The following is a 26,618-nucleotide window of genomic DNA, read 5'->3' on the forward strand; positions in this document are numbered from 1 at the left end:
GGTGAGCAGGCGACGAAGCCGCGCCTATCACAGCGCGGCACCGCGCATTCGGTTACCCGCTGGATCAGTGCGCAAACGCGGCGGCGTGGGTGCGGGCCCACCGTTCGAAGGTATGCGGGTCGCGGCCGGTCACCTCGCGCACGGTGGGGTAGACCTGCGATTCGTCCAGCTTGCCGTCGATGAAGAAGCTGACGAACGCGTCGACATACGGTTGCGGCATCGTGGCCTCGAGCTCCGCCCTGGTCTCGGCATCGGTGAGTTCCTCGGCGACCAGTGGCCGCCCGAGCACCTCGGCGAGTACGGCGACCTGTTCGGCCGGGCGCAGCGCCCGTGGCCCGGTCAGGTCGAGGATGCGGCCGTCGAGCCCGCCCTCGGTCAGCGCGACGGCGGCCACCGTCGCGATATCGGCCGGATCGATCGCCGCCACCGCGACACCGGGGAACTGCACCCGGACCCGGTCGCCCGCCGCCAGCTGCGGCAGCCAGCGCAGCGCATTGGACATGAACGACCGCGGCCGCAGAAACGTCCACGCCATACCGGATTCCCGCACCGCGCGCTCGGACAGCGTCATATACCGCGACACCGCGTTATCCAAATCCTCCAGTGCCGCCGACCCGCTGGAGAGCAGCGCGATCCGTTGCACCCCGGCCTTTTTCGCAAGCGCCAGTGTCTCGGCCATATCCGCGTAGCCGGGCATCAGGAATATGCCGTCCACACCGTCGAGCGCATCGACGAGACTCTCAGGCTTGTTCAGATCGCCGGTCACGGCCTCGACCCCCGCGGGCAGTGCCGCGCGCGCCGGATCGCGCACCAGCGCCCGCACCCGCTGCCCCGACTCACTCAGCTCGGCAACAAGCTCTGTACCGATATTCCCGGTCGACCCGGTTACCAGAATCATCCCGTTCTCCTTATCCGCGACACCCGAACTCGTCTGATGGCCAAGGTGATTCGGCGTGACGCACACGCCCTGGTGTCAGCGGCCGCCCGGCGCTCGGCGGAAACGCGGCCCACCCGGCACCGCGACCGACAACCCGCCCGCCACTGTAGGCCGCCTGGGATCTCGATGTCGGCTGCCATATCGGACTAGGCTCGCGCCGTGGACACCCCCCTGCGGCTCGAGGTCATCATCGCCAGCGTGCGCCCGGAGCGATTCGCCCCGGTGGTCGCCGATTGGTTCCTGCGTACCGTCCGGGCGGATCCCGAATTCGATACCGGCGTCATCGATCTCATCGATACCCCGCTGCCGCTGAACCTCACCGACACCCCGGTGGTCGCGGCCTATCGGGCGCGGTTGGCGGCCGCCGATGCGTTCGTGGTGATCACCTCGGAGTACAACCACGGGTACCCGGCCTCGTTGAAGACGGCCATCGACAGCGCGAAGCGGGAATGGCGCGCCAAGCCCATCGGATTCGTCGCCTACGGGGGGCTGTCCGGTGGTCTGCGCGCGGTCGAACAACTCCGGCAGGTGGTCGCCGAGGTCCACATGGTCTCGGTCCGCGAAACCGTCAGCTTCCACCAGGCCAAGCGCGCATTCGATGCCGCGGGCGAAACACAGGACGGTGCTGCCATCGACGCCGCGGGCCGCATGCTCCGCCAACTCGCCTGGTGGGCTCGTACTCTGCGAACCGCACGGACCACCGATCCCTATCCCGGCTGATATCGCCACCGGCGGCGGCGCGGGGGGAGTTGGACTTACTGCGGCTGCATGACGCGACGTCCGCGCGGATGTCCGATGTAGGTGGCCTCGCGCGGAATCGAGACCAGCGTGAGGTCGACCTGGGCGCTGCCCGTGCGCAGCACCACATGGTTGCCGATCGCGCCGGGCTGGTGGATCGACAGATCCGGCCGGGTCGCGGGCCAGCCCATGGGATCGCCGGTCACATAGATGGTGGTGACACCGGCGTGTGGCGCGGGCGCCAGCACCCCGTCCACCACGGTCGCGGTGAAACCCGCGTCGGATTGGTGGGTTTCGACCGCGATGGTCAGCCGCTCCGGGTTCCCGATGGTCTGCACCAGGTTCTCCCAGGCATGCGCCCGGTCGGTCCGGATCAGGATCCGCTCGCCCACCGCGAGCGCCCGGAACACCAGCTGCTGGGCGAGATACAGCTCGCCCGCGACGTAGACGGTGGAGATACCGGTGCCGACGATGCGGACCGCCACACCCTGGTTCTCCTCGTCCGAGCCGATCAACTGGCCGCACCCCGAGGACGGCAGATGCAGCGCGCCGATCACGTCGATCGGGTACTCGGTCATCGGCACCGTCTCGTCGACACCGGGCACCGCGAGCGGCAGGTGGGCGAGCAATCCGTCCCGATGCCGTCCGGCCATCGAAACCATGCCCTTGAGGCTGCCGCGCTCCGGTAGTTCTCGGGCGGTGAGTCGCCAGGCCGCGCCGATGCTGACCGATTCGGCAGAGCTTCCGGGACGCAGCCGCACCGCGACCGTGGTGCCGCGCGACGGCGCCACCCACAGTTGAGCCAGCAGATCCGAACCGAGTTGTTTGGGGTCGACCGCGCTACCGATATTGACCGCATTGCCGATCTCGGCATAGCGCCAGCGCTGGGTCAGGGTGCGCGGGTCGAAACCCGAGGTGATCTGCAGGACCGCTTTGCGGATCTCCGGCGCGGTCAGGATGCGCGCACTGCAGTCGGCATCTTCGAGCGCCCGCATAACCCGTTGTGTCGCAATGGTTACCGCGCGCGAGGCGCCCTCGCTGCCGCCGCCGCGCCGGGCCGCGGCCTCGGGGCAGGCGATGGCGTCGAAGCTGATGGCCAGCCACACCGCGCGGTGGGCGGTGGCGGGCAGCGGGCCGAGCAGCGATTCGTAGATCTTGCCCGCGGGAGTGCCCGCACGGCTGCGGTGTCCGTGGCTGATGATGTCGATGCCGCTGAGCAGAATGTCGTGCTGGCTGAGGCATTTCGCGAGTTCGGGCAGCGGCAGCAGGTGGGAGGCGTGCACGGTGCTGCTGGAGATCCGGGTCAGTCCGCCGCGCGGGGGCAGCACCTCGACCACGGTGACGACCCGGCTGCCGTCCCAGTACAGACCGAGCGAACGATCGTCGGGGCCGCGGAAGTCGATGGTGTCGCCGATTTCGTAGTCGCGGTGAGTGAGATAACGCCACCACGTGCCGATCCAGTCCAGCATGGTCCGCTTCGCGATGGGGATCAGCGGCAGCAGCGCGGCGAACACCGCGATGGCGAGCGACGGCCATTCTCCGAGCCCGGCGATCAGCGCGAACAGTCCGGCGAAAAGCCCAATCACCTGCCCTACCAGCAGATTTTGCAGTGAGATGCGACCAAAGAGTGGGCGCGGCCCCGCTCCGGTGGCTTCGGCCATCATCGTCCCCCAAGTACCCGATATCGACCGCTTCCTACCGGCCGAGCTGAACAAGAGTCCTCGGGAACTGTACTGTGTTCCGCGAACGCGAGCACTGTCCGGGGGAGAGAAAATGCCTTCAAAACCCACTACACGCTGGCAAGTCAGCGGCTACCGTTTTCTGGTCCGCCGTATGGAGCATGCCCTGGTGCGCCGGGACGTACGCATGCTGCACGACCCCATGCGTTCGCAGTCCCGCGCCTACGCGGCCGGGCTGGTGCTGGCCTGCGTCGTGCTGGCAGGCTGTGGCATTCTCGCGCTCCTGCGCCCGCAAGACAAGATCGGTCAGAACAAGCTGCTGATCGGCAAGGAGTCCGGCGGCGTCTACGTGGTGATCGACGACGTGGTACACCCCGCGCTGAACCTCGCCTCGGCCCGGCTGGCCTCGGGGGAGTCCGGTAAGGCCGTGATAGTCAAGGAATCCGAGCTCGGGAAGAAGCCGCGCGGTCAGCTCATCGGCATCCCCGGAGCCCCCGCCGCACTGCGCTACGACAAGGATGGCAACGGCCGGGCCTGGACCGTCTGCGATGTGCTGAAGGTCGACGGCAGTAAGGATCTGACCACCTCGGTGCTGGCCGGGAATCCGCAGCTGGGCGAGAAGGCCTCGGTGCTCGGCAGTGACCAGGCGCTGCTCGTCAAGGCCAAGGACACCGTCTACCTGGTCTACGACAAGAAGCGGGCGCGCGTCGATATGACCAACCGCGCCGTCACCGATGCGCTCGGCATCACCGGCGCCACCCCGCGTCCGGTCGGCGAGGGCATGCTCAACACGATTCCCGAGGTACCGGCGATCGAGCCGCCGAAGATCGTCAATCCGGGTGGTTCGGTGAGCTATCAGGTCAACAACCATCGAATCGCCGACGTGGTCCAGGTGCCCTCGGAACCGGACAAGTACTACGTGGTGCTCCAGGACGGTCTGCAGGAGATCTCCCGGCTCACCGGCGACATCATCCGCAACGCGGCGAATCGCACGCCCTCGGAGAACACCCGCATCGGCGAGGCGGACCGCACCTACGCCCCGGTCTCGCAGGCGCTGAAGGTCGCCGACTACCCGGAGCGCGCGCCCTCGATCGTCGAGATCAAGGACAAGCCGATCAGTTGCCTGTCGTGGAAGCCGATTCCGGCCGCCGCGGATAACAAGGACGGCGGCCGGGCCGCCGAGCTGTCCGTGATCGCCGGTGTGGCACTGCCGATTCCGGACAATGCCAAGCTGGTGCCGCTGGCGCAGGCCGACGGTTCGGGCCCCAACGCGGACTCGGCGTACATCCCGCCGGGCACCGGCGCCTTCGTGCAGACCACCGGCATCGAACCGGACAGCCGCCGCAAGGACAGCATGTTCTACATCGCCGACACCGGTGTCCGGTACGGCATCAAGAACGCCGATGCGCAGAAGGCGCTCGGGCTGGATAGCGAGTCCGGGGTCGAACCGGAGCCCGCGCCGTGGCCGATCGTCGGCCTGCTGGCCTCCGGCCCCACGCTGGGCAGGGAAGAGGCCATGGTCGCCCACGACGGCGTCGCACCGGACCCGTCGCCCGCGAAGCAGACGGTGGGTAACAGCTCGAATTGACATCCTCTCCCGCTTAAAGGCCGGAGATTCCTACCAGCGCCGTGCGGCGCTCTCGGTGGGTTCCTGCTTCGCCACGCTGCGCCGGAACAGGTTCCGGTCTTACCTGCGCTCCACAAGCGTTTCGTCTCTCCGCCTGCCCGGCGGCGAGAATGTTCAGTGCTGCGTTCACATCCCGGTCGTGGATAGCGCCACACCGGCACGTCCACGAACGGACCGACAAAGATTTCTGCCCGTCGAGCGCCCCGCACCGCGAGCACAGTTGCGACGAGGGGAAGAACCGGTCGACCTTGGCGAAGTACCGCCCGTACCGGACGGCTTTCTCCTGCAACATCCGGGTGAACATCGACCATCCGGCATCGTGCACCGACTTCGCCAGGCGGGTCCGCCCAAGCCCCTTCACACACAGGTCCTCGACATACACCGCTTGGTTTTCGCGGATGATCGCCGTGGAATGTTTGTGCGCGAAATCGCGGCGCATGTCGGCCACCTCGGCGTGCGCCCGAGCCACCTTGATCCGGGCCTTGCCCCGATTGTTCGATCCCTTCTGTTTGCGCGACAGGCTCCGCTGGGCCTTGCGGAGTTTACGTTCGGCGCGCCGCAGGAACCTCGGCGATGCGATAGTCTTCCCGTCACTGCAAACCGCAAACGTCACCAGCCCCAGGTCGATACCGACCTCCGTAACACGTTCGGGCAGTGCCTCGTTGGTGACCTCGACCACGAACGACGCAAAGTACCTTCCCGCACTGTCCTTGATCACCGTCACGCTCGACGGTTCGGACGGAAGTTCCCGCGACCACGAGACCCTCACCTCGCCGATCTTCGGCAACCGCAGCCTGCCGCCATCGGTGACCGCGAAGCGGGCATTGCGAGTGAACCTGATGGACTGTCGACTATCCCGGCGTGACCGAAACCGGGGCAGACCGAGCGTGGCACCCTTGCGTTTCCCGGAGACTGACCGAAAGAAGTTGCGGTAGGCGGTATTCAAGTCAGCCAGGGCCTGCTGCAACACGACGCTGGATACCTCACCCAGCCACGCCCGCTCCGGTGTTTGCTTCGCCGCCGTCAACGCCTGCGACAACTCCGCATCGGTCACATACGGCAGTCCGGCCCGGCGTGCACCTTCCCGTGCGGCGAGCGCGTCGTTGTACACCACCCGTGCGCACCCGAACGCCCGCGCCAACAAGACCTGTTGGCCCGGTGTCGGGTAGATACGGAACCGATATCGCAGGTGCACTCCCAGATCGTATCGGTGGCCTATGGCAGCGCAGCGACATTCGCACTGGTAAACACTGCATTTTCGTACTTCACGCACGCTTGGTTTTCCGTGACGAAGTACCGGCATCGAGTGTTCACCGCCCGGCACCTGGAACGAACGGAGGAGACCATGCGAGCCGTGCGCGCGGACTTCGATTGCGAGCTCATCGCGTTCAACGGCAAGTCCGACCATGTGCATCTTCCCGTGAACTTCCCGCCGAAGGACGCGCTGTCGAAACTGGTGAACTCACTCGAGGGTATGTGGCACTACTGGCGTGTTCAACGGTTGTGGTCAGGGTCGTACTTCGCCGGATCGGTCGGTGGTGCCCCGATTTCGGTGCTGCGGCAGTACATCGAACGGCAGCAGTCCGGTCCAGGGCACGCCCGGGCCTCCCGTGCGGGGCCTTCACCACCACCCTAAGAGCGGCGCACTGGCCCACGAGCAGTAGCCGGGCCGGGCGTTAATCGCCCGGCATACCAACGGATTTCGTTTCCGCCTCGCGCAGTGCGGCGACCTCGGCGCGCAGCGCGCGGATCTCGGAGATCAGTACGCCGATCTCCCTGTCGGTGTTCTCGACATTGGCCTCGACAGACTTCAGCTGATCCATGACCCAGCTGGTCGTGGTGCCGATCGCGAAACTGATCAGGCCGATGCCGAAGGTCATCAGGATCAGCGAGATCAACCGGCCTTGGGTCGTCACCGGATACACGTCGCCGTAGCCGACGGTGGTCACCGAGACCATCGACCACCACAGCGCGTCACCGAAATTGTGGACCTTGCTATCGGCGGCACCGTATTCGGCATCGAAGAAGGCCAGGCTGCACAGCACCAGCACCAGCACCGAACTTGCCCCGACGACGACCGACAGCCGGGCCCGGGTCGCGGTATTGCGATTCAGCGTGCCGAGTACCAGCATCGCGGCCCGCAGCAGTCGCAGCGGACGAAACGGTGGCAGCACCACGATCAGCAGGTCCACCGGATGGGTGCGCACGAACCGCCACCGATTCCCGGACAACCACAGCCGGGTCGCGAAATCCACCGCGAACAACACCCAGATCAATACGTCGATCCTGGTGAGCCAGGCATCGAGCCGTGGCGATGCACCGGTATCGAGCACATGCCAGGCGTAGACGCCGAGGAAGAGTACGGCCAGCACCAACATCGGGATGCTGGTCGCTCGCTCCCAGGACTGCCTGCGAGTGAGTATCGGATGTGTTTCGGCCATCGGACTACCTGTGTCGATCGGGTGCGGCAAAGGGAATACCGCCGGTTCGGTCGTCGACGCTACAGGTGTGCAGCGAGCAGGATCCTCACGCCAGCAAATCGAAGAAATGACCGGAGGGTTGTCCGTGGACGACGACGAACACCAAGTGTGGGAGTTCGCGGTGGGACTCGGGCTCCCCGATGCGACCGGGCCCGGCTCCCTTGACGGCGACGGGATTCACCCGATTGCGCTGGCGCTCGAAGAGAGTGCCCATCGGATCCGCGGAGTGAACCGTATCCCGTGCTACACCGCGTTCGGGCCGGTCGCCGCGTTCGATGAGTTCGCTCAGCGCGCTTGGGGGGACGCGTACGACCCGGCGCGCGTCCCAGTCGAATGCCGTCTCGCCGTCTATGTGACCGATGACGAGCTGGACGAACTGGTGCTGGCGGTCGCCGAGGACCTCGGCATCGACGAGGACGGATACTCGACGGCAGTGGACCGGAAGATCACCCTCGGCTTGCGGGCCATTTCGCTGGAATCTCCAGAGAACAGCTTCTACCAGCACCTCGTAGATCAGTATCGGGATGTCGCGATGCGGAGAAGCCTCGGGTTGGCAGTTGACACTTCCAACCCGAGGCGCTCGTAACGCGCGGACTCAGGATCCGCCGGTCGGGTCGTCGACGCTACAGGTCCGCTGCCACGGACAATATCGGTGTTCGAATCAGGCCGGAAAATCGCGAACTCATGGAACCGATCTTGGTCGGCGGACGTCCAACCATATTGACGGGTCGAGTTTGGGCGCCGACGGAATTCGACGGCGAATCCTGCTGCAGCGCAAGGAGATTCTTGCCGCCCCGAGGCGAGACTCGTCTGGGATGGCATCAGCCGTCCAGATGATCAACAGGAGGAGCGGAACATGAACAGGATCTACCGGGCCGTCGCATCGCTCGCGGTGGTGGCTACGGCAGGTGTGGGACTGGGAGCAGCCGGGGTCGTGGCCGCCGGAGCGGCGAACGCATTGACGAAGAGTGAGTGCAACGTCGAGGCGGCACAGAAGCAGCGCAACTTCGATGCTCGCCAGGACCCGACGGCAACCCATGCCACGTATCCGCAGTACTACTGCTATGTCAGCCACCGCGATCGACAGGGCAACGAGGTTTACGTGGTCGGCGTGCGGTACGTCAACAGCTAGGGCTGCTGCCCTGCGGATAGCGTGAAAGGGTTCCGGTGCGAGTCACCGGAACCCTTCGTGTTGTCTGGACCCAGCTGCTATCACATATCGTCGTCGGAGACGCCGAAGCGGCGACGGATCGGGAAAGAGGCGAGGTATCCGAGGATCAGCGCGCCCGCGATGACACTCGTGCCGATCAGCGCGACATCGCGGGCCCGGTTGTCCGGCGGCGGCGGTGCGACGGGCACCGCGAGCTGCTGGCTCTTGGACGGGGTCGGGGTCTTGGGTGGCAGCGGCCCGGTCACCTCCTCGGTCAGCGCCGCGATCGGATCGACCGCGCCGTAACCGATGTACTTGTTCCACCCTTCGGCCGGGGCGTGCGCGGTGGCCTGGATGCGTTTCATCACCTCGCGCGCACTCAGCTCGGGGAAGCGCGCACGAACCAGCGCGACCACCCCGGACACGATCGGGGTGGCAAAGCTGGTGCCGCTGATTGCGCCCTGCTCACCACGCTGATTGACGGCGCCGACCGCGGTGCCGTCGCTACGCGGATTGAGCGAGACCATATTCTCGCCCGGTGCGGCCACACTCAGCCACGGTCCCGCAACCGTGAACTTCGACGGTGCGCCGTTGGAATCGATCGAACCGACCGACAGGACGTACTCGTCCCATCGTGCGGGCACAACATTGACCGTGACGTTGCTCCATGGGTCGGCGGTCGGATCCAGCGGATCGATTACTTGGTTCTCGGTTTTGCAGGCGTCCTCGGCGTTGCCCGCGGCGACCACGACGACAACATCGCGGTCGACGGCGTATTGCAGTGCCGCTCCGATAGCACCGTCGACGTTCTTATCCGGTCCGCACCAGACCTCGGAAATGTTGATGACGGTGGCGCCCTTGTCCACCGCGCGGACGATCGCGGACGCCATGGTGCCGAGATTGCCGTAGCTGTCCGGAAATTCGTCGGGCGACTTCTCCTGGGATCGACCTTCCTTCTGATACATCTTGCTGGTCTGGCGAATCGTCATGATTTGTGCCTCCGGCGCGACCCCGGCAAACCCCTGGCCGTCCTCCTGGGAGGCGGCGATCAACCCCGCGACGAAGGTTCCGTGCCCATCGCAGTCCTCGGTGCCATCGCCCACGTTGGCCACGAAATCACCCTCGGCCCGCAGACCTGGCAGGCGCGGATGGCGCGCCACCCCGGTGTCGATTACCGCGACGACCTGGCCTGCACCCTTGGAGAACTTCCAGGCCCGTTCCAGGTCGAGGGAGCGTTGGGCGGTCGGGATGGTGGGCCCGTCGCCGCCCGTCACAATGTCCGCGCAGTTGGAATTCGGTGGCCGCTCGGTCTTTTGGGGCGGCGCCGCCGGATCACCTGCCGGGCGCAGCGCCGGATTCACCGCGGGCGGGCGATCGGCATGTGCGACACCGTGACCCGAGCCCAGCCCGAACGACGAGCTCAGCCCGAGTGTCACCGCGACCGCGGCGACGCGCAGTCCCGCTTTCACAGCCCGCGGACGAGTGAGTAGAGCGAGGCCACCCAGAACACCAGCGGCAGCACGGCGGCGACGAAGGCGTATTCGAGCAGTTCGACGCCGCGCCGCATCGGCGGCGTGGCCGACTGGTTCGGAATGATGATGCCGAGGATCAGCGCCGCGACCAGGATCAACATGGCCGCGCCGAAGACGGCCAGCGGCATCTCCATTTCGAAACCGGCTCCCACCAACATGATCAGCACGATCGACGCGCCGCCCGAGATCAGCACGACCGCCTGCTCGGCGCCCGCATAGGTGCGGCTGCGGAACATCAGCACCGCCGCGCAGACCAGCGCGAGCGCGATGCCCTGCCAGTAAGGGTCTTTCGACTCCGGGTCGGTGGCACAGAGTGCGCCCGCCACGGTGACCAGCGTGGTGGCCGACACCAGACCGGCCAGGTACATGCGGGCCCGTTCCGACTTCACCCGCAGTGCGTCCATGGTGGGCAGCGCGCGGTGATCGTCGGGATCGTCCTCGGTCGGGTCGATCGGGGTGCCGGGGGAGGGCACCGGCGGCAGCGGCAATTTGGCCAGCAGCATGGACATTCGTGGCGAGAGCGACAGCCCGGCCAGGCCGAGCGCCGCCGCGACCGCGCCGATGGCCTTCAGCGGCTGGTCGGTGAGCAGCCCGACCAACGCCGCCGGGACGGCGTAGACCGCGAGGGTGGCCACGCCGATGAACAGCGCGAGCCCGACGCCGGTGACGCGCCAGGCGAGAATCGCCGTCGCGCCGAGCAGCGCGGCGCCGAGCAGAATGTGCGCCCAGCCGTAATCATCGGGGACGTAGAGCATTCCGGCGCTGAAGGCCGGGGGTAGCGCGCACCCGCCGAGTACCAGCGCCGTGGCGGTATCGCCGTACATCCTGCTCAGCACCATGCCCGCGACCACGAGCAGGATCGCCACGCCGAGCGCGATGGAGCCGCTCACCCACACCGGCAACGAACCGGGCGAGAGCAGCAGCCCGAGGCAGCCGACGATCATTGTGACAGCGGCCAGCACCGAACCGGTGATCCGCGCGATCTTCGGGGTCCAGCTGCGGTAGTGGTCGGCGTCGGCGATCGCGACGTTGTACATGATGTCGTCGAACAGCGGCGTCGGCGCGATATGCGAGGCGCTCTCCAACATGAGCAACTCGCCGTCACGCACGCCGTGCTCACCGAGGCTGAGCGAATTGGAGAACGGGGGGTGGCCGATTCGGGCCAGCACCCATTCGGCGGGTTCGAAACGCTCACCCTCGTTGTCGAAATCATTGGTGCGGCTGTGCTGGGCGACCATATCGACGACACTCGGGATCACCAGCGCGACCGGCACGTCGACCGGGATCGCCATATCCACCTGGGTGTGCTTCGCCAGAATGGTGACCCGGGCCAGATCCGGCGCGCGAACGATCCCGCGAGAGGAGTCTTCGTCGATGTGGTCAAGGCGCGCGTGCGTCAAGCTTCCCCCAACTCGGTCTTCTACCTCGTATTTCCGCTGACGCGCGCCGTGGGCGGCGAGGTTGCGAACCCTGGCGTCCGGACAGCAGAATGCTGGTCGAACTGTACGACATGTCGGCTGTGCGCTCTACACTGAGGCCGAAAGTTGCAGCATGCAAAAGGGGGATTTCTCGTCCGATGAGTACCGTCCGGTTCCAACGCCGTGCCCGTCGGGAGATGCCCCGCACCCCCGGCGGCGAGGTCACACTACAGCCGCCGCCCGAAATCCCCAGGGTGACACCGGGCAATCTGCTCATGAAGCTGATGCCGCTCGTGATGGTGATCGGCATGCTCGGCATGATGGCGCTGATGTTCACCCAGGGTGGCGGTATCGCGTCGAACCCGATGAGCATGATGTTCCCGGTCATGATGCTGTTCTCCATGATCGGCATGTTCGCGGGCCAGGGTGGGGGTAAGGGCGCGAAAGCGGCCGAGGCGAACGAGGATCGCAAGGATTACCTGCGCTATCTGGACCAGGTACGTAAGGATGTCGACGAGACCGCCGCGCAGCAGCGCGCGTCCGTCGAGTGGAGCCACCCCGAACCCGCCCTGATCTGGATGCTGGCCGGGACCAGCCGGATGTGGGAGCGGCGCGCGGGTGATAAGGACTTCTGCCACGCGCGCATCGGCATCGGCGGTCAGCGCCTGGCCACCAGGTTGGTCGCCCCCGAAACCGGTCCGGTCGAAGAGTTGGAGCCGATCGCGGCGGTCTCGCTGCGCCGCTTCGTGCGAGCCCACTCCACGGTGCCCGACCTGCCGACCGCGATCGCGGTCAAGGGCTTCGCGACCATCGCACTGGACGGCGACCGCGGCGAAGCGCGCGATATGACTCGCGCAATGCTGTTGCAGCTATGCATGTTCCAGGCGCCCGACCAGGTGCTGGTGGTCGTCGTCGCGGGCCCGGATACGGCACGCGAATGGGAGTGGACGAAGTGGCTCCCGCACACCCAGCACCCCGATGCCCAGGACGGTATCGGCACCCAGCGCATGTTCTACGGCTCGATCCGGGAGGCGATGGCGGGCCTGCATCCGTTGCTGGCCAACCGCGTTCGCTACTCGCGTAACCAGCCGGCCAACGCCAACCTGGTGCATATCGTCATCGTCGTCGACGGCGGTCTGCTGGAGGCCGAGGACGATCAGCTGCGTGAATCCGGGTTCGAGGGCGTCACCATTATCGACCTGTGCGGCTACGCGCCGCGGCTGGCGGTATCGCGCGGCATCAAGATGGTGATCGAGAACGGCGAATGCGTCGGCCGCGGCGCCACCGGCAATCAGGAGCGTTTCGCGCTGATCGACCGGATCAGCAGCCAGCAGGCTCAGCAGGTGGCACGACGGCTCGCGCCGTACCGCGCGGCCACCCAGCGCAGCAGCGACGTCGAGACCGAGGACACCGAGGTGATCTCGACCTGGGCGCAGTTGATGAACCTGGGCGATATCGGCACGTTCAACCCGGAGCACGCCTGGCGGCCACGTTACGGCCGGGAGCGGCTGCGGGTGGCGTTCGGCGTCGGCGCCGACGGACTGCCGGTGGAACTCGATATCAAGGAAGCCGCCGAGAGCGGTATGGGTCCGCACGGTTTGTGCATCGGCGCAACCGGTTCCGGTAAGTCGGAGTTCCTGCGCACCCTGGTACTCAGCCTGTTGGCCACACATTCACCCGATCAGCTGAACCTGGTTCTCGTCGACTTCAAGGGTGGCGCGACATTCCTCGGCTTGGACGGGGTGCCGCATGTGGCGGCCGTCATCACCAACCTGGAAGAGGAAGCCGACCTCGTCGACCGTATGCGCGACGCCCTGGCCGGTGAAATGAACCGGCGCCAGGAAGTTCTGCGTCAGGCGGGTAACTTCGCCAATGTCTCCGAGTACGAGAAGGCACGCGCCGCGGGCGCCGATCTGGACCCGCTGCCCGCGTTGTTCGTGGTGCTCGACGAATTCTCCGAACTGCTCACCCAGCACCCGGATTTCGCCGAACTGTTCGTAATGATCGGTCGACTGGGTCGCTCGCTGCACGTACACCTGCTGCTCGCCTCACAGCGCCTGGAAGAGGGCAAGCTGAAAGGTCTGGAGAGCCACCTCTCCTATCGCATCGGTCTGAAGACCTTCTCCGCCAACGAATCCCGTCAGGTGCTCGGTGTGCCCGACGCCTACAACCTGCCCGGCGTCCCCGGTGGTGGTTACCTGAAGTCGGATTCCGGCGAGATCCAGCGCTTCCAGGCTTCCTACGTATCCGGCCCCTACGTCGGTGGCGGTTCGCAGCGCGAGGTCACCAGCGCGGGTATCGCGGGCGGCGAGATCGATGTGAAGGCACGGCCTTTCACCGCGCACCACGTGGATTTCCGGGCCGCCGACCGGATTCCGCTGCCCGCGGAGCCCACACACGAGCCGGAGGAACATCACTCCGAGGACGGCGATCAGATCTCCAACCTGAACATGCTCGTCTCCCGCATCCACGGGTACGGCCGTCCGGCGCACGAGATCTGGCTGCCGCCGCTGGATGATGCGCCGACCATGGATCAGCTCATTCCGCGCTCGATCCTCACCGGCGAATACTCGCCGTTGGCGACGCTGCGCGCCCCGATCGGCATCGTCGACCGTCCGTACGACCAGCGGCGCGATCCGCTGGTGGTCGACCTGTCCGGTTCCCGCGGCAATGTCGCGGTGGTCGGCGGTCCGCAGTCCGGCAAGTCGACCGCGCTGCGCACCCTGATCATGGCGATGTCCATGACCCACACCGCCGAACAGGTGCAGTTCTACTGCCTCGACTTCGGTGGTGGCACGCTCGCCAGTCTGGAGGGTCTGCCGCATGTCGGTTCGGTGGCCAGCCGGCTGGATGAGGACAAGGTGCGGCGCACCGTCGCCGAGATGGCCACTATCGTGCGCCAGCGCGAGGCCCGCTTCCGGGCGCTCGGCATCGAGTCGATGACCGAGTTCCGGCGACTGCGTTCGGTCGACCCGTCCAGCAGCCCGGCCGCCGCCGGTGCGCACGAGGACCCGTTCGGCGACGTGTTCCTGGTGATCGACGGCTTCGCCTCGATTCGTGAGGATTTCGACGCGCTCGAGCAGCCGATCATGAACCTTGCGGTGACCGGCCTTTCGTACGGCGTGCACGTGGTGATCGCGCTGAACCGCTGGGCCGCCGCGCGCCCCGCACTGAAGGACCAGATCGGCACCCGCATCGAGCTGCGCCTGGGTGACCCGATGGACTCCGACCTGGGCCGCAAATTCGCCGCGCTGGTGCCGCAGGGCCGCCCCGGCCGCGGTATGACGCCGGAGTGCCTGCACATGCTGACCGGCCTGCCGCGCATCGATGGCAGCGCCGATCCGGCCACCCTGGGCCAGGCCGTCGTCGACGCGGTGTCGACCATCGCCCGCCTTACCCCGGGCCGGGCGGCGCCCGCAGCCCGTATGCTGCCCGAGGTGCTGCCGCGCGAACAGCTGCTTTCGCTCGCCGGGAACTGGCCTTCGCAGCTCGATCAGAACCTGAAGTCCATGCGAATTCCGATCGGTATCAACGAATCCGAGCTCGCTCCGGTCTACATCGACTTCAACGAGAGCCCGCACTTCATCATCATCGGCGATACCGAGTCCGGTAAGACGACGCTGCTGCGCTCACTCATCGAGGGCATCGCGGCCTCGAACTCGCCGAATCAGGCGCGCTTCATCATGGGCGACTACCGGCGCAGCATGCTCGGTCTGGTGCCCGACGGATACCTCGCGGGCTACGGTTCGACGGCGCCACAGTTCACCCAGAACATGGCCGACCTGGCCGCCTATGTCAGCCAGCGCACGCCGGGTCCCGATGTGACACCGCAGCAGCTGCGCGACCGCTCCTGGTGGAGCGGCCCGGAGCTCTACGTCATCATCGACGACTACGACCTGGTCGCCACCTCCATGGGCAACCCCACTTCGGTACTGGTGGAACACCTTCCGCACGCCCGAGACCTCGGCTTCCACCTGATCATCGCGCGGCGCTCCGGCGGCGCGGCCAGGGCCATGTACGAGGCCACCATGGCGCGCATGAAGGACCTCGGCTCGGCTGGCCTGATCATGAGCTGCAATAAGGACGAAGGTGTGCTGATGGGTACGGTGCGCCCGAGCCCGCAGCCGCCCGGCCGCGGTACCTACATCACACGTAACGCCCAGGAACTGATCCAGCTGGGCTGGATGCCGGCGGCCGAGTGATGTCCACCATCGAACTGGTCCTGACGGATACGCGCGTCTGGGCCGTTGGCCCGGCCACCCACTGGGACGTACCACCCTCGGTCGTATTGGGCAGCAATGGAAATCTGGTGGTCGGCGAGTCGTTGACGCCGCCGACCCAGGTCAGTTCCGCGGTCCAGTTCGTTCCGGCGGAGCGGATCGCGCTGCTGCCGCGGGTACCCGCGGTCGGCGAGGCGATGACGGCCGTGGTCGGCACCGTCCTGGAGAACCTCGGTGTCGTGGTGCCCGCCGAACGCGTCACCGTCGTCTGCCCGACCGAATGGGGCGGGCGCAGGCGGTCCGTGGTCGACGCCGCGGTTCGGCGCTTCGCCGACGATGTGGTCTTCGAGGATATGGCGATTCGGGCCGTGACCGCCGACGCGGACGCGGCCCGCGGTCGACGCACGGTGGTTCTGGAGTTCGGTCCGATCACTACCACCGCCACCTCGGTGGTCCCCGGCCCCCAGGGCCTGTACCTCGAATCCTGCGAATTCGAACCGGATCTCGCGGGCGCGGAGCTCGGTGTGGACCTGCGAGCGGCCGAGACCCTGTCTGCGGTGCTGGGCAGGCTGTTGGATGGTCGGCCCGCCGATATTGTTCAGGTAATGGGTGTTTCCGATCCCGCCAAGCTGGACCTGATCCGTTCGACCGTGCGGCAGATCTGCGGTCCCGAGGCCGAGCTGCGTTCGATCTCGGGGGTGGATCTGGTGCGCGGGGCGCAGCCGGAACCCGAGATCCGGCCCGTGGCCGCGCCCGCGCTGCCGTCGAACGAATGGATGCAGCCGCTGCGCGAGCGCGCGGCCGCGCACCAGGCCCCCGAACGGCGCAAGATGATGTACATCCTCGGCGCTGTGGCCGCGGTCGTGGTGGTGGCCGCCGCGGCCGTCGGCGCGGTGGTCGCCCTGGGGGGTTCCGACGAAAAACCCGTCGCCGCGCCCACAACCACCTCGGCCCCCGTGGCCGCCACCGCGCCGCCCACGACCCCGGCCGCCCCGCCCGGCAGTCCTCCCGGTCCGCCGCCGGAAACCTTCGGGCGCATCCGTTTTCAGGTCCCCGACGGCTGGAAGACGATGCCCGCGACGGCGACCTCCCGCATCGATCTGGTCCCGGTGGATGGCAGCAAGCAACGGATTACGGTCATTCAGACCCCGGTAGCTCCGAACGCCGGATACGAGCAGATCGCACAGACTCTCGAAGCGCAGATGAAGCAGAAGCCGTCGATCAGCGATTTGAAGCGCGACGTAGTCTTCGGCGGCCGGTCCACACTGGCCTATACCGAACGGGCCGAGGGCGGTTCCACGGTCAACTGGCACGTGCTGGTAGAGCACGGCACCCAGGTGAGCATCGGCTGCCAATACCTTGGCAATGGATGGGATGCGATCGCGACGACGTGTGAGAAGTTCGCCGCCGCGGTGCATATCACGCCCTGACCGTGACGGCAGATTTCGAACTGCCGCCCGTCATCGGCGCATCACTGCCGACCGCCCCATGAAACGCATTGTGCCCCCGGCGAATTCGCCGGGGGCACGATGGTTCCGAGTCGAACTCAGAAGAGGCCCGCCAGCGCGGAGTCGGTGCTCTGCAGCTCCGAGTTGCCCGAGCTCACCAGCGTGGCAGCGCCGTTCAGCGTGGTGTTCAGCTGCGTGACGTGGTTCTGCCACTGCCGCTGCATCTCGGCGAACGCCTCGTTCGCGTCACCTTCCCACTGCTCGGCGACGAACTGCTCCACGTTCTTGTGGAAGCGCTCCAGCTCGTCCCGAATACCTTCGGCGCGACGGATGATGTCCTTGGCACCCTGTTCGACACCCGCGAAATTCGCGGAGATAGGCTTGCCGCTCATATTTCAGGCTCCTTTGTGCTGTGTGAATTCTGGAAGGATTTAGACGGCCGGGAGGTCGAGGCTGGAGACCTGCGCCTGCACCTTCTGCGCGAAGTCGGTGTCCTGGTCCTCGTAGGAGGATCCGGCCTTGATCAGCTTCTCGGAGGTCTCCATGAGCTTGTCGTTGAGCTTGTCCGCCTGGACGTAGTAGCGCTCCATGAAGGCGTTGAACGCGTCGCGCGCCATACCCTGCCAGTTGGCGCCGTTGGTGACGTTGTCCTCGTCGGTCTTCAGCTGACGGATGGCGAGCATCAGGTTGTTGTGCTGCTCCTGGAACTCCTTGGCCTTCTGGCCGATGAGAGCGTTATCCGCCTTCAATTGCCCTGCCATTGCGGCTCCTCTTCCTGTTCGTGGTCAACATCGGGAGTGCCCAGCTGACCTGTTCATATGGTTGGACGCGTCTTCGGTGCGATCGGTTCCATCCAGTTCGAAAAAATCTGGTGGTGGGTAGTCACGTATCGCCACCTGCGCGTTGTCGACCAGCTACACCGAGGACAGGGGTCTGGATGAGATCCCCCCGGATATCTCGACTATCTCGACCGCGGTGCTTGTCGCATCGGTCGGCGCCAGCGCTCGTTCCCCTCCTTCCCCCTGCTCGCTACCACCTGAACTGGCGAGTGGGCTGGCTGCGCATCACCCTACCGAATGGGCTGCCGGAGCGCTACCAGCGCGACACGCGCTCAGCGGCCGCAAATCGGGCCCGGCGGGCGGACCGAGCCGTGCGGAACTACTTCTTCGGCACGATCTTGGCGATGACGGGAACCATCTTGTCCGCGAGGGTGTTCTGCGATTGTTCGGTCCACACCTGGAACGCCTGCACCGTGGCCAGATCATCGATCACCACGTACTTGCCCGAGCCGTTCAACAGCAAACCCGGCAGGCCGCCCAGCCCGCCGTTGGCGGCTTGACTGTCGGTGCGCAGAATAATGACGACATCGGTATCGGCCTTCGCGGAGATGGCATTGACCGAGAGCGGTCGTGGCGATTTCTCGTCGCCGACGCCCTTGTATTCGGTGCTGTACCGGAATCCGATGTCTTGCAGGAATTGTGCCTGCGAGCTGGGATTCAGAACGACCGACAGCGTCGAATTGCCGTAATTGAAGGCGGTGACCGTCTTTCCGCTGAACTGCGGATTGGCGCTGCGGACCTGCGCGAGCAGATCCCCGCCGCCGGTACCGGTTTCGCCGGAATCCCGGTTCACCAGGAAGTAGGTGCCCGCCGCCACGGCCACCGCGACGACGAGCGCGATAATGCTGGGCACCAGCAGTTTTCGGCCTCGTGACGGTCCGCCCGACTGGCCGTTGCGTGCCGTCGCCACCAGGCTCTGGTCGGTGGGTTCGACGTACTGGGGGTAGGCGGCGAAGGCGACCCGCGGCTCGGTCGGGTGCGGAAGGATCGTGGCACGCGGATCGGTGTTCGGCGGGGGGAGAACGCCGCGCGGGTCCGTCGGCGGCGCCGCGTACGGGATCCGCGGATCCGTGACGGGCGCTCGATAGTGCTGGGCCGCACCGTAGAGCGCCGCCTCGGCGGCCTGCACGAATTCGCGGCAGGTGCCGTACCGATCGGCCGGATCCTTGGCCATCACCTTGGTGATCACCGCGTCGAGCGCCGCGGGCAGGCCGGGGCGCACCGCGCTGAGGGTGGGCGGCGGCTCGTGCATATGGCCCATCATGACCACGGCGGGCAGCGTCGACGGATACGGATTCTGCCCGGTCAGCAGCTTGAAGAAGGCGCAGCCGAGGCTGTAGATATCGGCTCGCGGATCCAGGCTGGTACCGACCAGTTGCTCGGGCGGCGCATAGGCCACAGTGGCCATGAAATTGCCGGTACCCGTGAGGTCCTGGCCGTCCTCTGCGGACTTCGCGACGCCGAAGTCGGTCAGCAGCACCCGCTCTTCGTCATCCCCGTCGACGGCCGAGAGCAGGAAGTTGGCCGGCTTCACATCCCGGTGCAGCAGACCGCGCCGGTGCGCGTAGTCGAGTCCCTTACCGACCTCGGCGATGATGCGCAGCGCCCGCTGCGGGGTCATCACCTTCGGGCCCTTCTTCGCCTCCTCCGAGGCGTCCGTCCCGTCGATGTATTGCATGGCGATCCACAGTTGATCGTTCTCCTCGCCGCGGTTGTAGACCGCGACGATATTCGGATGATCCAGTCCGGCAGCGAGATTCGCCTCCCGTTCGAATCGGGCGCGGAATTCGGGATCGGTGGAGAGTTCGGAACTGAGAACCTTCAGCGCGTCGCGGCGCGGCAGAATCGGATTCTGGGCGAGATAGACCGTGCCCATCCCACCGCTGCCGAGAACGCTGAGCACGCGATAGCCGCCCACGATTGCTCCGGGCCGCAACGCCATTCGGTCCTCCTCAACGATGTGGAATGCCCGGTCCCTCGAGCCTTCCGGTGAAATCTAGCAAGCCCATGCGGTGTATTCGACCGGCGACAACCCGGCCCGGCAGCCGAAGACACCCCTCATCAATGGCCTGCGACCAAGAGTTTGTACTGCGCCGCGGTGCGCTGGTGCACGTCTTGCACATTGCGGCCGTGGACTTGGGCGACGTGCCGGTCGATGCTGAACCAGCACACCGGGTGGTACTGATAGGCCGAGGACACACCGGGCTTGACCTCGAAGCATTGCGCGGACGGGAAATTCGGTGGGCTGTCGGTCTTCTTGTAGGTCTCCTTGTCGGCGACCTGCTCCTGCATCGCCGCGGTCAGCCGGGTCGTACTCGAACTGTCGCGGGTGCGATAGATGATGACCTTTTCACCGACGACGAGATAGTCCATGCCCGCATCCTCGTATGCCGCGCGTGCGATGTCGGGATGGGATTCCGAATGCACTGTCGACCGCAGCGGGTAGACGCCCCACGGATTCGCGCCGTTGACCGGCAGGTGCTCCTTGGCGAAGGTCGGTACGCGGCTCAGCAACCCGTCCACGTCGAGGGGCTGCGCGGCGATCTTGTCCAGCGGCGTCGGCGTGTAGTTCTTCAGCATGTCGATCTGCTTGTCGAATGCCCGTTTGGTGAGCTCGGCCAGCGGCACCGGATCGAACGGGACGCTGAGCGGGTCTTCGATCCGCAGGTGCAGCAGCATATCGCCATGGGCCAGCCACGAATTCATGGTGGCGGAGCGGTAGTCGATCTTGTCGCGGACCCTGCTGATCGCCCCCGGGTAATCGGGGAGCCGGTAGTCGGTGCCGGTGGTCCGGTCGCCGAGGATCCGCGACGCCGCGCTCGCCGTATCCACATTCGTGAATCGGACGGCATACAGTTCCGCCGATCGGCCGATCGACATATCCTCGCGCCGCTGCCCGAAGGTGTACCAGCCCGCCACAACGCCGGGCACGATCGCATTGAATTCCTTCGTATCGATCCCCGTCGCGATGTAGAAGTCGGGGGGAACGGCCGGCGTGACCATGCGGCTGGAGGCGGAGCGGGAGTTGTAGATGAACCGATTATCGATATCCATCAGGAGCGGCATCGCGGCGCCGATCGCGATGGATTCGCGGATCGCGCCGGAATCGACCGTCCTGGCCTTTTCGATATCGATCGGTGTGGTCGGGTAATTGCCCGAATCCAGTGCGCTGATGTCGATATCGGCGTGCACGGACGACGGATCGTCGTTGCCGCCGCAGGCTCCGACCGCCAGCGCGGCGGCGAGGACGAGGGCGGACAAGCGGTGAGTTCGTCGCATCATCGGCTCACTCGCTCTTCGCCAGGATCGAGTACTGTGCCGCGGTCCGTTCCTGCAACGCACGATCCACCCGTGCGAGTTGGGGCGCAGAGGCGATGACGATCGCGACGTAGCGTTGGTAGACGACCGCGCAGAAGCTGGTGAAGCTCCGGTTCGGATCCAGGATATCGAGCCGGACGCACGTGGCATCGATCAAACCCGGGGGTGGATCGAGGGTTTCGTCGTTCTTCGTGAGCCGGGTCAGCGCCGTCTGCAACCGGACGGCCGCGGCCAGATCACGGGTCCGATAGACGGTGCTCGCGCGATTGCCGACCAGGTCCACACCGCCCTCCTCGAGGACCTTGCGCACCTCGATCGGGTTGCGCAGATAGTGCAGGATGCCCGCGGCCTGGAAGGTGCCGAAGTCGTCCTCGAAGAAGCCGAAGAAAGGGTCGTTGGACTCCTTGGACTTCGGCGCGGTGCGGCGCATGATGCCGTCGGGATCGATGGGCAGATCGAGCAGATCGTCCAGTGGTGTCGGCTGCTGTTTATCGAGCTGGGCGATCTGGAGGTCGAGCGTCTTCTTCACCATGCCCGCGAGCTGGTCCCGATTCGGTTGCGGCAGGGACGCATTGGAGACGATCACATATGGCCCGTGCGGCTGGAACGAGAGGATCGACTGCTCGTCGGACGAGGTGGCGCGGGCCTGGGGGTATCCGTCGATCGGAATCGGATATCGCTGCTGTGCCTCCCCGGTGATGCGATCGAATTCGTCGGCGGCGCTCGCGGCGACCGCCTCGGTCGGGAAGCGCAGGATCGAGACGATCAATTTCTTGGTGGCGCGCAGACTTCCATTCGTCCGTCCGGCATAGGCGCCCGCGAGGATGTCGTACTTCTCGGCGATCGGTTTGTACGTCCTCGGAAACGCGCCGTCCGCGGTCATGCTGTACGGATCCGCGATCAATCTGACATTGCCGAGGTCGGTGAGATCGGAGTCCACATCGAAGGGGTGCACGAGATAGTTCAGCAGGTGTCGCGATTCGATCATGCGGACGTTCCTCGCGCCGTCGCTGAGCCGGAGCTTGAAGGGCGTCGGCTCGGTGACATTGCCGCCCGTTTTGAGCACCGCCAGATCGACCGGAGCCAGGCCGGGCTGCGGGCTTCCGTTGATCGAGTTGGCGCATCCGGCGCCGACCACCAGTGTGACGGCGAGTGCGGCGACCATACGGAGTCGTTTCATCGCTCGATCGTCCTCAATTGCTGGTGAGCAGGGCGTACTGCGCGGATATCTTCTGGTGCAGATTCTGCAGCTGTCGGCCGTTGGCCTGCACGGTATAGCGGTCCACTTGGAAGACGCACAGGTAGTAGGCGGGGGTCTCGGTGTCGCCGGATTTCACCACTTTCGCGAAACATTCGACGTTCCGGTCGATTCCGGCGGGGGCATCCACGATCTTTTCGTCCGCGTCGAGATGGGTCGAGGGCTGCCATTCGTGCCACAATTTCGCCGCGCCCCCGGCGGTCCGGCTGCGGAATACGACGGCATCGCCGAACGACACCGCGTCGACATCGGCGCGTTCGAGTTCCGGGAGTGAATCAGGGTTCGCGTCCAGCAGTGAGATCGAGCCGCGGCCGGTGTAGAAGCCGTCGGGTTCGGCACGTAACGGGGATTCCGGATCGCTGGGCAGGGTGCGCCCGAGGACACCGAGCGGATCGAGCGGGATGCGGGAGAGATCGGCCGACGGCGTCGGCTGGAACTTGTCGAGTAGCGGGAGCTGCACATCCAGTGCGCGCTCGACGTGGCCGACCAGTGCGGGTAGGTCGGGTTCGGCGGTATCGTCCACCACCTTGATGAAGACGATGTACCGGTCCTTGACCGTCCACGAGCCGATGGAGGAGTAGCCGGGCCGCCAATGCGACGCCGTATTCGGGTGTTTGGTGATCGCGACCGGCTGGTTCTCCCGGTTGTAGGTGAAGTCGTCGTGCTCCAGCGCCGGTCCCACCTGCGCCGCGGTCTGCGCGTTCGGGAACATCAGCACCGCGATATTCAAGGTGCGCCGGGGGTCGCTGTCCGCGCCGCCGGTCGACCAGGAATTGGCCCACCCGGCGACCAGATCCTTGGCCACATCATCGAAGGTGTCGTTGATGACCAGGTTGCCCAGGGATTTCCGGTTGAGCACCACGTGCGAGCGCAAGAACCACGCGTCCTCGACGTAGGCGGGATCGGCCTCGTACGGCAGGATCACGAAGTCGGCCAGCCGCTGTGCCTCACGCGCCCGAGCCTGCTTGTCGTTCTTGGCATTACCGATCTGGCGCGGCTTGGTCTGGTAGTTGCCGACATCGAGCTGCGCCACATCGGATTGGATTCGCGCGGGCGTACCGGAGATCTCCGATCCGCACGCCGCGGCGCCGGTGGTCAGCAGCGCGGCGGCCAGCAGGGCGCAGGTGGCTCGAACCACTGATCGCACGGCGAGATCCACGTCCCTCCCCCTTCTTGCCGAGCTAACTGCTCCGGGATGCTACCCGGTGGCAAACGGGGTGTGCCACTTCAGCGTTCGTTAGAGGCTATTGGCGAGCAGCGCGTACTGCGCGGCCACCTTCTGCCGCACATCTGGTTCCTTGTCACTGGTCACCACGCCGACATACCGCTTGTACGGCACATAGCAGCGGTACTTGTACTCCCGCTCCGGGTCGCCCTTGCTGTTGAGCTGCAGGCACTTCGCGCCGGGGACGTCATTCGGGGCGGTGATCGGATCGAACTGATCGCCGACCGTATCGATGAGGCCGTCGACCAGTTTCCTGGCCGCGTCGAAGTCGCGGACGCGGGTGACCGAGCTGGCGTCGACGATCGCGATCTTCTCGGCGCCGGTATCGGTCAACAGCTTCTGGGTGACGCTTTCGTCGTCGGCGGAGTGGATTCCGTGGTTGGGGCCGTACACGGCGAAGGAATCGGCGTCGGGGGAGTGGCCCTTGCGGTCCGCGACGGCGACGCGCGCCAGCAGGCCGTCGGGATCGACCTTCAGACTGTCGATCTGGTTCACCGGGGTCGCACGGAAACCGTCCAAGGCGGGAATCTGCGCGGCCAGGGTGCGGTCGACCCAGTTGAGCAGGTCGGTGCTATCCGCGCGGGGGCGCTGGATGAACAGCGAGATGACGAACTCGTGGTACGCGTAGAACGCGCCGACATTCGCCACGCCCGGCCGCCAGTGCACGTACGCGTCCGGATATTTGGTGGAGGGCAGCTTGCGGTTCTCGGGGGAGACGCCGAGATCGGCGTCCTCGAGTTCGCGCGCGGCCAGCTTGGCGGCGGCCTCGTCCGGGAAGCGCAGCAGCACATCGGTGATCGCGGTGGCATCCGCCGGTGGCCGGGTCTGACCGGCCGGATCGGGTTTGTCCGCACCGCTGGCGGCGAAGCCGGTGACGAACTTGCGGTTGTCCAGTACCGGTTTGGAGACGTTGGCGAGGAAGTCCAGCGCCTCGGTGGCGTCGGCGAGGACGGTGCTACCGCGTCCGAATTTCAATGTCGAATCGATCTGAATGGTCGGCACCACGGCGTCGGCCATCCGCATACCTTCGAGGAGCGCGCCCTTACCGGAGGCATCCTGGTCGTACTTGTGCGCGTCGACCGGATAGGTGCCGACCTCCAGCTTCCGGACGTCCAACTCTCCGGGAACGGCGGTCCCGCTGATACCGCCGCACGCGGTCAGTACCCCGGTCACCAGCACGCAGGTCGCGGCAAACGCGATGCGCGAAGTCCGAACCATGACAGGCCCCTCGTTTCCTCCCGTGTGTGCATTCGAAGTTACCGGACGGACACCGGGGAGAGCGACAGATAGCGCCCGGATCGCATCGTGACCGGGCGTGCCGTCGTGCCGTGACGGATCTCGACCAACACATACTTCGCCCACGAGTGCGCACTACCCTGTTGGGTATGGCGACGATCCTGGACACGACCCCCGGTGGAGGCCGATACCGTTGAAGGATCGGCAGGTCGAGGTCGTCGTCGGTAATCATGCCGTTGCCCGGGTCGCGGGCGCGGTGGTGTTGGTCGCGCATCGTGGGCCCGCGCAGCCGACCGCGGAATCGCCCGCCGTCATCGCCCTCGAATCGTTGGCCGAACTGGTGCGCGACGCCGCCGAACAACAGCCGGACGCGCCCGGCGCGCTGGTGGCTCGTCACGCGACGCGCTGGTTGATGAAACATGCCGAGCAGATCAGTCCGGGGGTGCCGATCGATTTCGGCATCCTGTCCGCGGCCGAGCACGGCGGGGTGGCGATCTTCCTGCATGGCGCGGTGACCGCGGTGCTGGCGGGGGCCGATCGCATCGAGCGGTACCGCGGCAGTGACGCTGCCTTCACCGTCGATCGGGTCGCCTCCGCGCCGGGGCGCGCGGTAGCGCTGTTCATCGACGACGCCGAGGGGCGGGTTCCCGAACTGCCCGCCGATCGTGGGATCGGCTGGCTTGTCGAGGGCATCGCCCAGGCGAGCGGTGCGATCGTATGGTCCGACGGCGGCCGGGCCCGGACGCCGGAGCGCGCCCCGTCCCGCGAGGCCGCGCCGCAGCGCGCCCAGCACCCGCTGCCTACCGCGCGCATCGATCCGGAACCGCGCCTCGAACCGCGGCCGGAGCCGATACCGACCCCGCATGTCACCGCGACCGAGGCCCCGACCTCGATGCTGGATTCCGGTGCGGAACCACCGGATCCGCACCAGGCCCTGACCCAGGTCGGCGGCACCAATCCGGCGCCGCGACCGGATCCCGATCTGCAACGCCGTCTGGAGGCGACCGCGAAGGCGACCGCTCTCACCGTCAAGGTGCTGGGGTTCAAGTGCGCGCGAGCCCATCCCAGCGATCCGCGATCCGCGTTCTGCACCGTCTGCGGGATGCCGGTCGATCAGACACAGGCGGTCATCGAGGTAGTGCGCCCGCCCCTCGGCATGCTGATCCTCGATGACGGCATGACCTACATGCTGGCCGCGGACGCGGTGCTCGGTCGCGATCCCGAGCATTCGGAGGCGGCGCAGCGCGGGCTGATTCCGTTGAAGATCGACGACTCCTCCGGTGGCATGTCGCGGGCGCACGCCGAGATCCACATGGTGAATTGGGATGTGACCGTGGTGGATCGAGGTTCCACCAACGGCACCCGCACCCGTCTGCCCGGCTACCGCGACTGGGTCCGGCTCACCCCGAACCAGCCGATGATCCTGGTGCAGGGCACCGAGGTGATGATCGGCAACCGTGTGCTGCGCTTCGAGCCCGCGGCCCCACCGCCTTTCGGCGGCTGAGGCCGTCTC

Annotated in this window: 20 protein-coding genes and 1 pseudogene; 8 read left to right on the forward strand and 13 right to left on the reverse strand. The window is 66.3% G+C overall.

Translation table 11 applies throughout. The features are described from left to right. Positions 1 to 64: 64 nt before the first annotated feature. Positions 65 to 898: an NAD(P)H-binding protein gene (locus tag AB0H61_RS06815; protein ID WP_357300248.1), complete on the reverse strand. Its 834-nt coding sequence runs from the start codon at positions 896 to 898 to the stop codon at positions 65 to 67. Positions 899 to 1,096: 198 nt separating this feature from the next. On the opposite strand from AB0H61_RS06815, the gene AB0H61_RS06820 reads away from it, so the two are divergent. Beyond that, complete coding sequence (locus AB0H61_RS06820; RefSeq protein WP_357300250.1) at positions 1,097 to 1,657, forward strand: NAD(P)H-dependent oxidoreductase; 561 nt, start codon at positions 1,097 to 1,099, stop codon at positions 1,655 to 1,657. A gap of 35 nt (positions 1,658 to 1,692) precedes the next feature. Here AB0H61_RS06820 and eccE read toward each other — a convergent pair whose 3' ends face one another. Continuing rightward, positions 1,693 to 3,336 carry a type VII secretion protein EccE gene (gene eccE, locus AB0H61_RS06825; protein ID WP_357300580.1) on the reverse strand — a complete coding sequence of 548 codons (1,644 nt, stop codon included), beginning with the start codon at positions 3,334 to 3,336 and terminating at the stop codon, positions 1,693 to 1,695. 112 nt (positions 3,337 to 3,448) lie between these two features. Here eccE and eccB point away from each other — a divergent pair, with 112 nt between their 5' ends. Beyond that, positions 3,449 to 4,942 carry a type VII secretion protein EccB gene (gene eccB / locus AB0H61_RS06830; protein ID WP_357300251.1) on the forward strand — a complete coding sequence of 498 codons (1,494 nt, stop codon included), beginning with the start codon at positions 3,449 to 3,451 and terminating at the stop codon, positions 4,940 to 4,942. A 13-nt stretch (positions 4,943 to 4,955) separates the two neighbouring features. On the opposite strand, the gene AB0H61_RS06835 is transcribed toward eccB, so the two are convergent. Beyond that, positions 4,956 to 6,176 (reverse strand): RNA-guided endonuclease TnpB family protein, encoded by a 1,221-nt coding sequence (locus AB0H61_RS06835; RefSeq protein WP_357300254.1) that lies wholly within the window; start codon positions 6,174 to 6,176, stop codon positions 4,956 to 4,958. Positions 6,177 to 6,187: 11 nt separating this feature from the next. On the opposite strand from AB0H61_RS06835, the pseudogene tnpA reads away from it, so the two are divergent. Beyond that, a pseudogene (gene tnpA, locus AB0H61_RS06840) lies at positions 6,188 to 6,617 on the forward strand (IS200/IS605 family transposase). 40 nt (positions 6,618 to 6,657) lie between these two features. On the opposite strand, the gene AB0H61_RS06845 reads toward tnpA, so the two are convergent. After that, positions 6,658 to 7,422 carry an ion channel gene (locus tag AB0H61_RS06845; protein WP_357300257.1) on the reverse strand — a complete coding sequence of 255 codons (765 nt, stop codon included), beginning with the start codon at positions 7,420 to 7,422 and terminating at the stop codon, positions 6,658 to 6,660. A gap of 124 nt (positions 7,423 to 7,546) precedes the next feature. Here AB0H61_RS06845 and AB0H61_RS06850 point away from each other — a divergent pair, with 124 nt between their 5' ends. Next, positions 7,547 to 8,047 (forward strand): hypothetical protein, encoded by a 501-nt coding sequence (locus AB0H61_RS06850; protein WP_357300260.1) that lies wholly within the window; start codon positions 7,547 to 7,549, stop codon positions 8,045 to 8,047. A gap of 270 nt (positions 8,048 to 8,317) precedes the next feature. Then, positions 8,318 to 8,593, forward strand: coding sequence for a hypothetical protein (locus AB0H61_RS06855; protein WP_357300263.1), 276 nt, complete (start codon positions 8,318 to 8,320; stop codon positions 8,591 to 8,593). 80 nt (positions 8,594 to 8,673) lie between these two features. Here AB0H61_RS06855 and mycP read toward each other — a convergent pair whose 3' ends face one another. Together mycP and eccD are read right to left on the reverse strand one after the other, a co-directional pair. Next, entirely contained in the window at positions 8,674 to 10,080 is a 1,407-nt protein-coding gene (gene mycP / locus AB0H61_RS06860; protein ID WP_357300266.1) for a type VII secretion-associated serine protease mycosin, read from the reverse strand. Next, the gene (eccD, locus tag AB0H61_RS06865) at positions 10,077 to 11,543 is read right to left on the reverse strand and encodes a type VII secretion integral membrane protein EccD (protein WP_357300267.1); all 1,467 of its coding nucleotides are present in this window, start codon (positions 11,541 to 11,543) and stop codon (positions 10,077 to 10,079) included. Before eccD ends, mycP begins: the two co-directional genes overlap by 4 nt. Positions 11,544 to 11,719: 176 nt before the next feature. Between eccD and eccCa the strand changes: the two genes are divergently transcribed. Both eccCa and AB0H61_RS06875 read left to right on the forward strand, forming a co-directional pair. Beyond that, a complete protein-coding gene (gene eccCa, locus AB0H61_RS06870; RefSeq protein WP_357300270.1) occupies positions 11,720 to 15,763 on the forward strand; it encodes a type VII secretion protein EccCa in 4,044 nt (1,347 codons plus the stop codon). Continuing rightward, on the forward strand, positions 15,763 to 17,211 hold the full coding sequence (locus tag AB0H61_RS06875) for a type VII secretion-associated protein (RefSeq protein WP_357300272.1): 1,449 nt from the start codon (positions 15,763 to 15,765) through the stop codon (positions 17,209 to 17,211). The genes eccCa and AB0H61_RS06875 overlap by 1 nt, the downstream gene beginning before the upstream one ends. Before the next feature lie 116 nt (positions 17,212 to 17,327). Here the strand turns inward: AB0H61_RS06875 and AB0H61_RS06880 are convergent, their stop codons facing one another. The 7 genes from AB0H61_RS06880 to AB0H61_RS06910 form a co-directional block, all read right to left on the reverse strand. Beyond that, on the reverse strand, positions 17,328 to 17,621 hold the full coding sequence (locus AB0H61_RS06880) for a WXG100 family type VII secretion target (protein ID WP_357300274.1): 294 nt from the start codon (positions 17,619 to 17,621) through the stop codon (positions 17,328 to 17,330). A gap of 39 nt (positions 17,622 to 17,660) precedes the next feature. After that, positions 17,661 to 17,990 carry a WXG100 family type VII secretion target gene (locus tag AB0H61_RS06885; RefSeq protein WP_357300277.1) on the reverse strand — a complete coding sequence of 110 codons (330 nt, stop codon included), beginning with the start codon at positions 17,988 to 17,990 and terminating at the stop codon, positions 17,661 to 17,663. 397 nt (positions 17,991 to 18,387) lie between these two features. Next, positions 18,388 to 20,010, reverse strand: a complete 1,623-nt coding sequence (locus AB0H61_RS06890) for a serine/threonine-protein kinase (RefSeq protein WP_357300279.1) — start codon at positions 20,008 to 20,010, stop codon at positions 18,388 to 18,390. Between the two features lie 119 nt (positions 20,011 to 20,129). Continuing rightward, a complete protein-coding gene (locus AB0H61_RS06895; protein ID WP_357300282.1) occupies positions 20,130 to 21,350 on the reverse strand; it encodes a hypothetical protein in 1,221 nt (406 codons plus the stop codon). A 4-nt stretch (positions 21,351 to 21,354) separates the two neighbouring features. Continuing rightward, the gene (locus AB0H61_RS06900) at positions 21,355 to 22,566 is read right to left on the reverse strand and encodes a hypothetical protein (protein WP_357300285.1); all 1,212 of its coding nucleotides are present in this window, start codon (positions 22,564 to 22,566) and stop codon (positions 21,355 to 21,357) included. Positions 22,567 to 22,579: 13 nt separating this feature from the next. After that, complete coding sequence (locus AB0H61_RS06905; protein ID WP_357300287.1) at positions 22,580 to 23,791, reverse strand: hypothetical protein; 1,212 nt, start codon at positions 23,789 to 23,791, stop codon at positions 22,580 to 22,582. Positions 23,792 to 23,881: 90 nt separating this feature from the next. After that, positions 23,882 to 25,087: a hypothetical protein gene (locus tag AB0H61_RS06910; protein ID WP_357300290.1), complete on the reverse strand. Its 1,206-nt coding sequence runs from the start codon at positions 25,085 to 25,087 to the stop codon at positions 23,882 to 23,884. Positions 25,088 to 25,298: 211 nt separating this feature from the next. Between AB0H61_RS06910 and AB0H61_RS06915 the strand changes: the two genes are divergently transcribed. Continuing rightward, positions 25,299 to 26,609 carry an FHA domain-containing protein gene (locus tag AB0H61_RS06915; RefSeq protein WP_357300293.1) on the forward strand — a complete coding sequence of 437 codons (1,311 nt, stop codon included), beginning with the start codon at positions 25,299 to 25,301 and terminating at the stop codon, positions 26,607 to 26,609. The last annotated feature ends 9 nt before the right edge of the window (positions 26,610 to 26,618 follow it).

The organism is Nocardia sp. NPDC050710 (assembly GCF_040654375.1).
Classification (GTDB): Bacteria; Actinomycetota; Actinomycetes; order Mycobacteriales; family Mycobacteriaceae; genus Nocardia.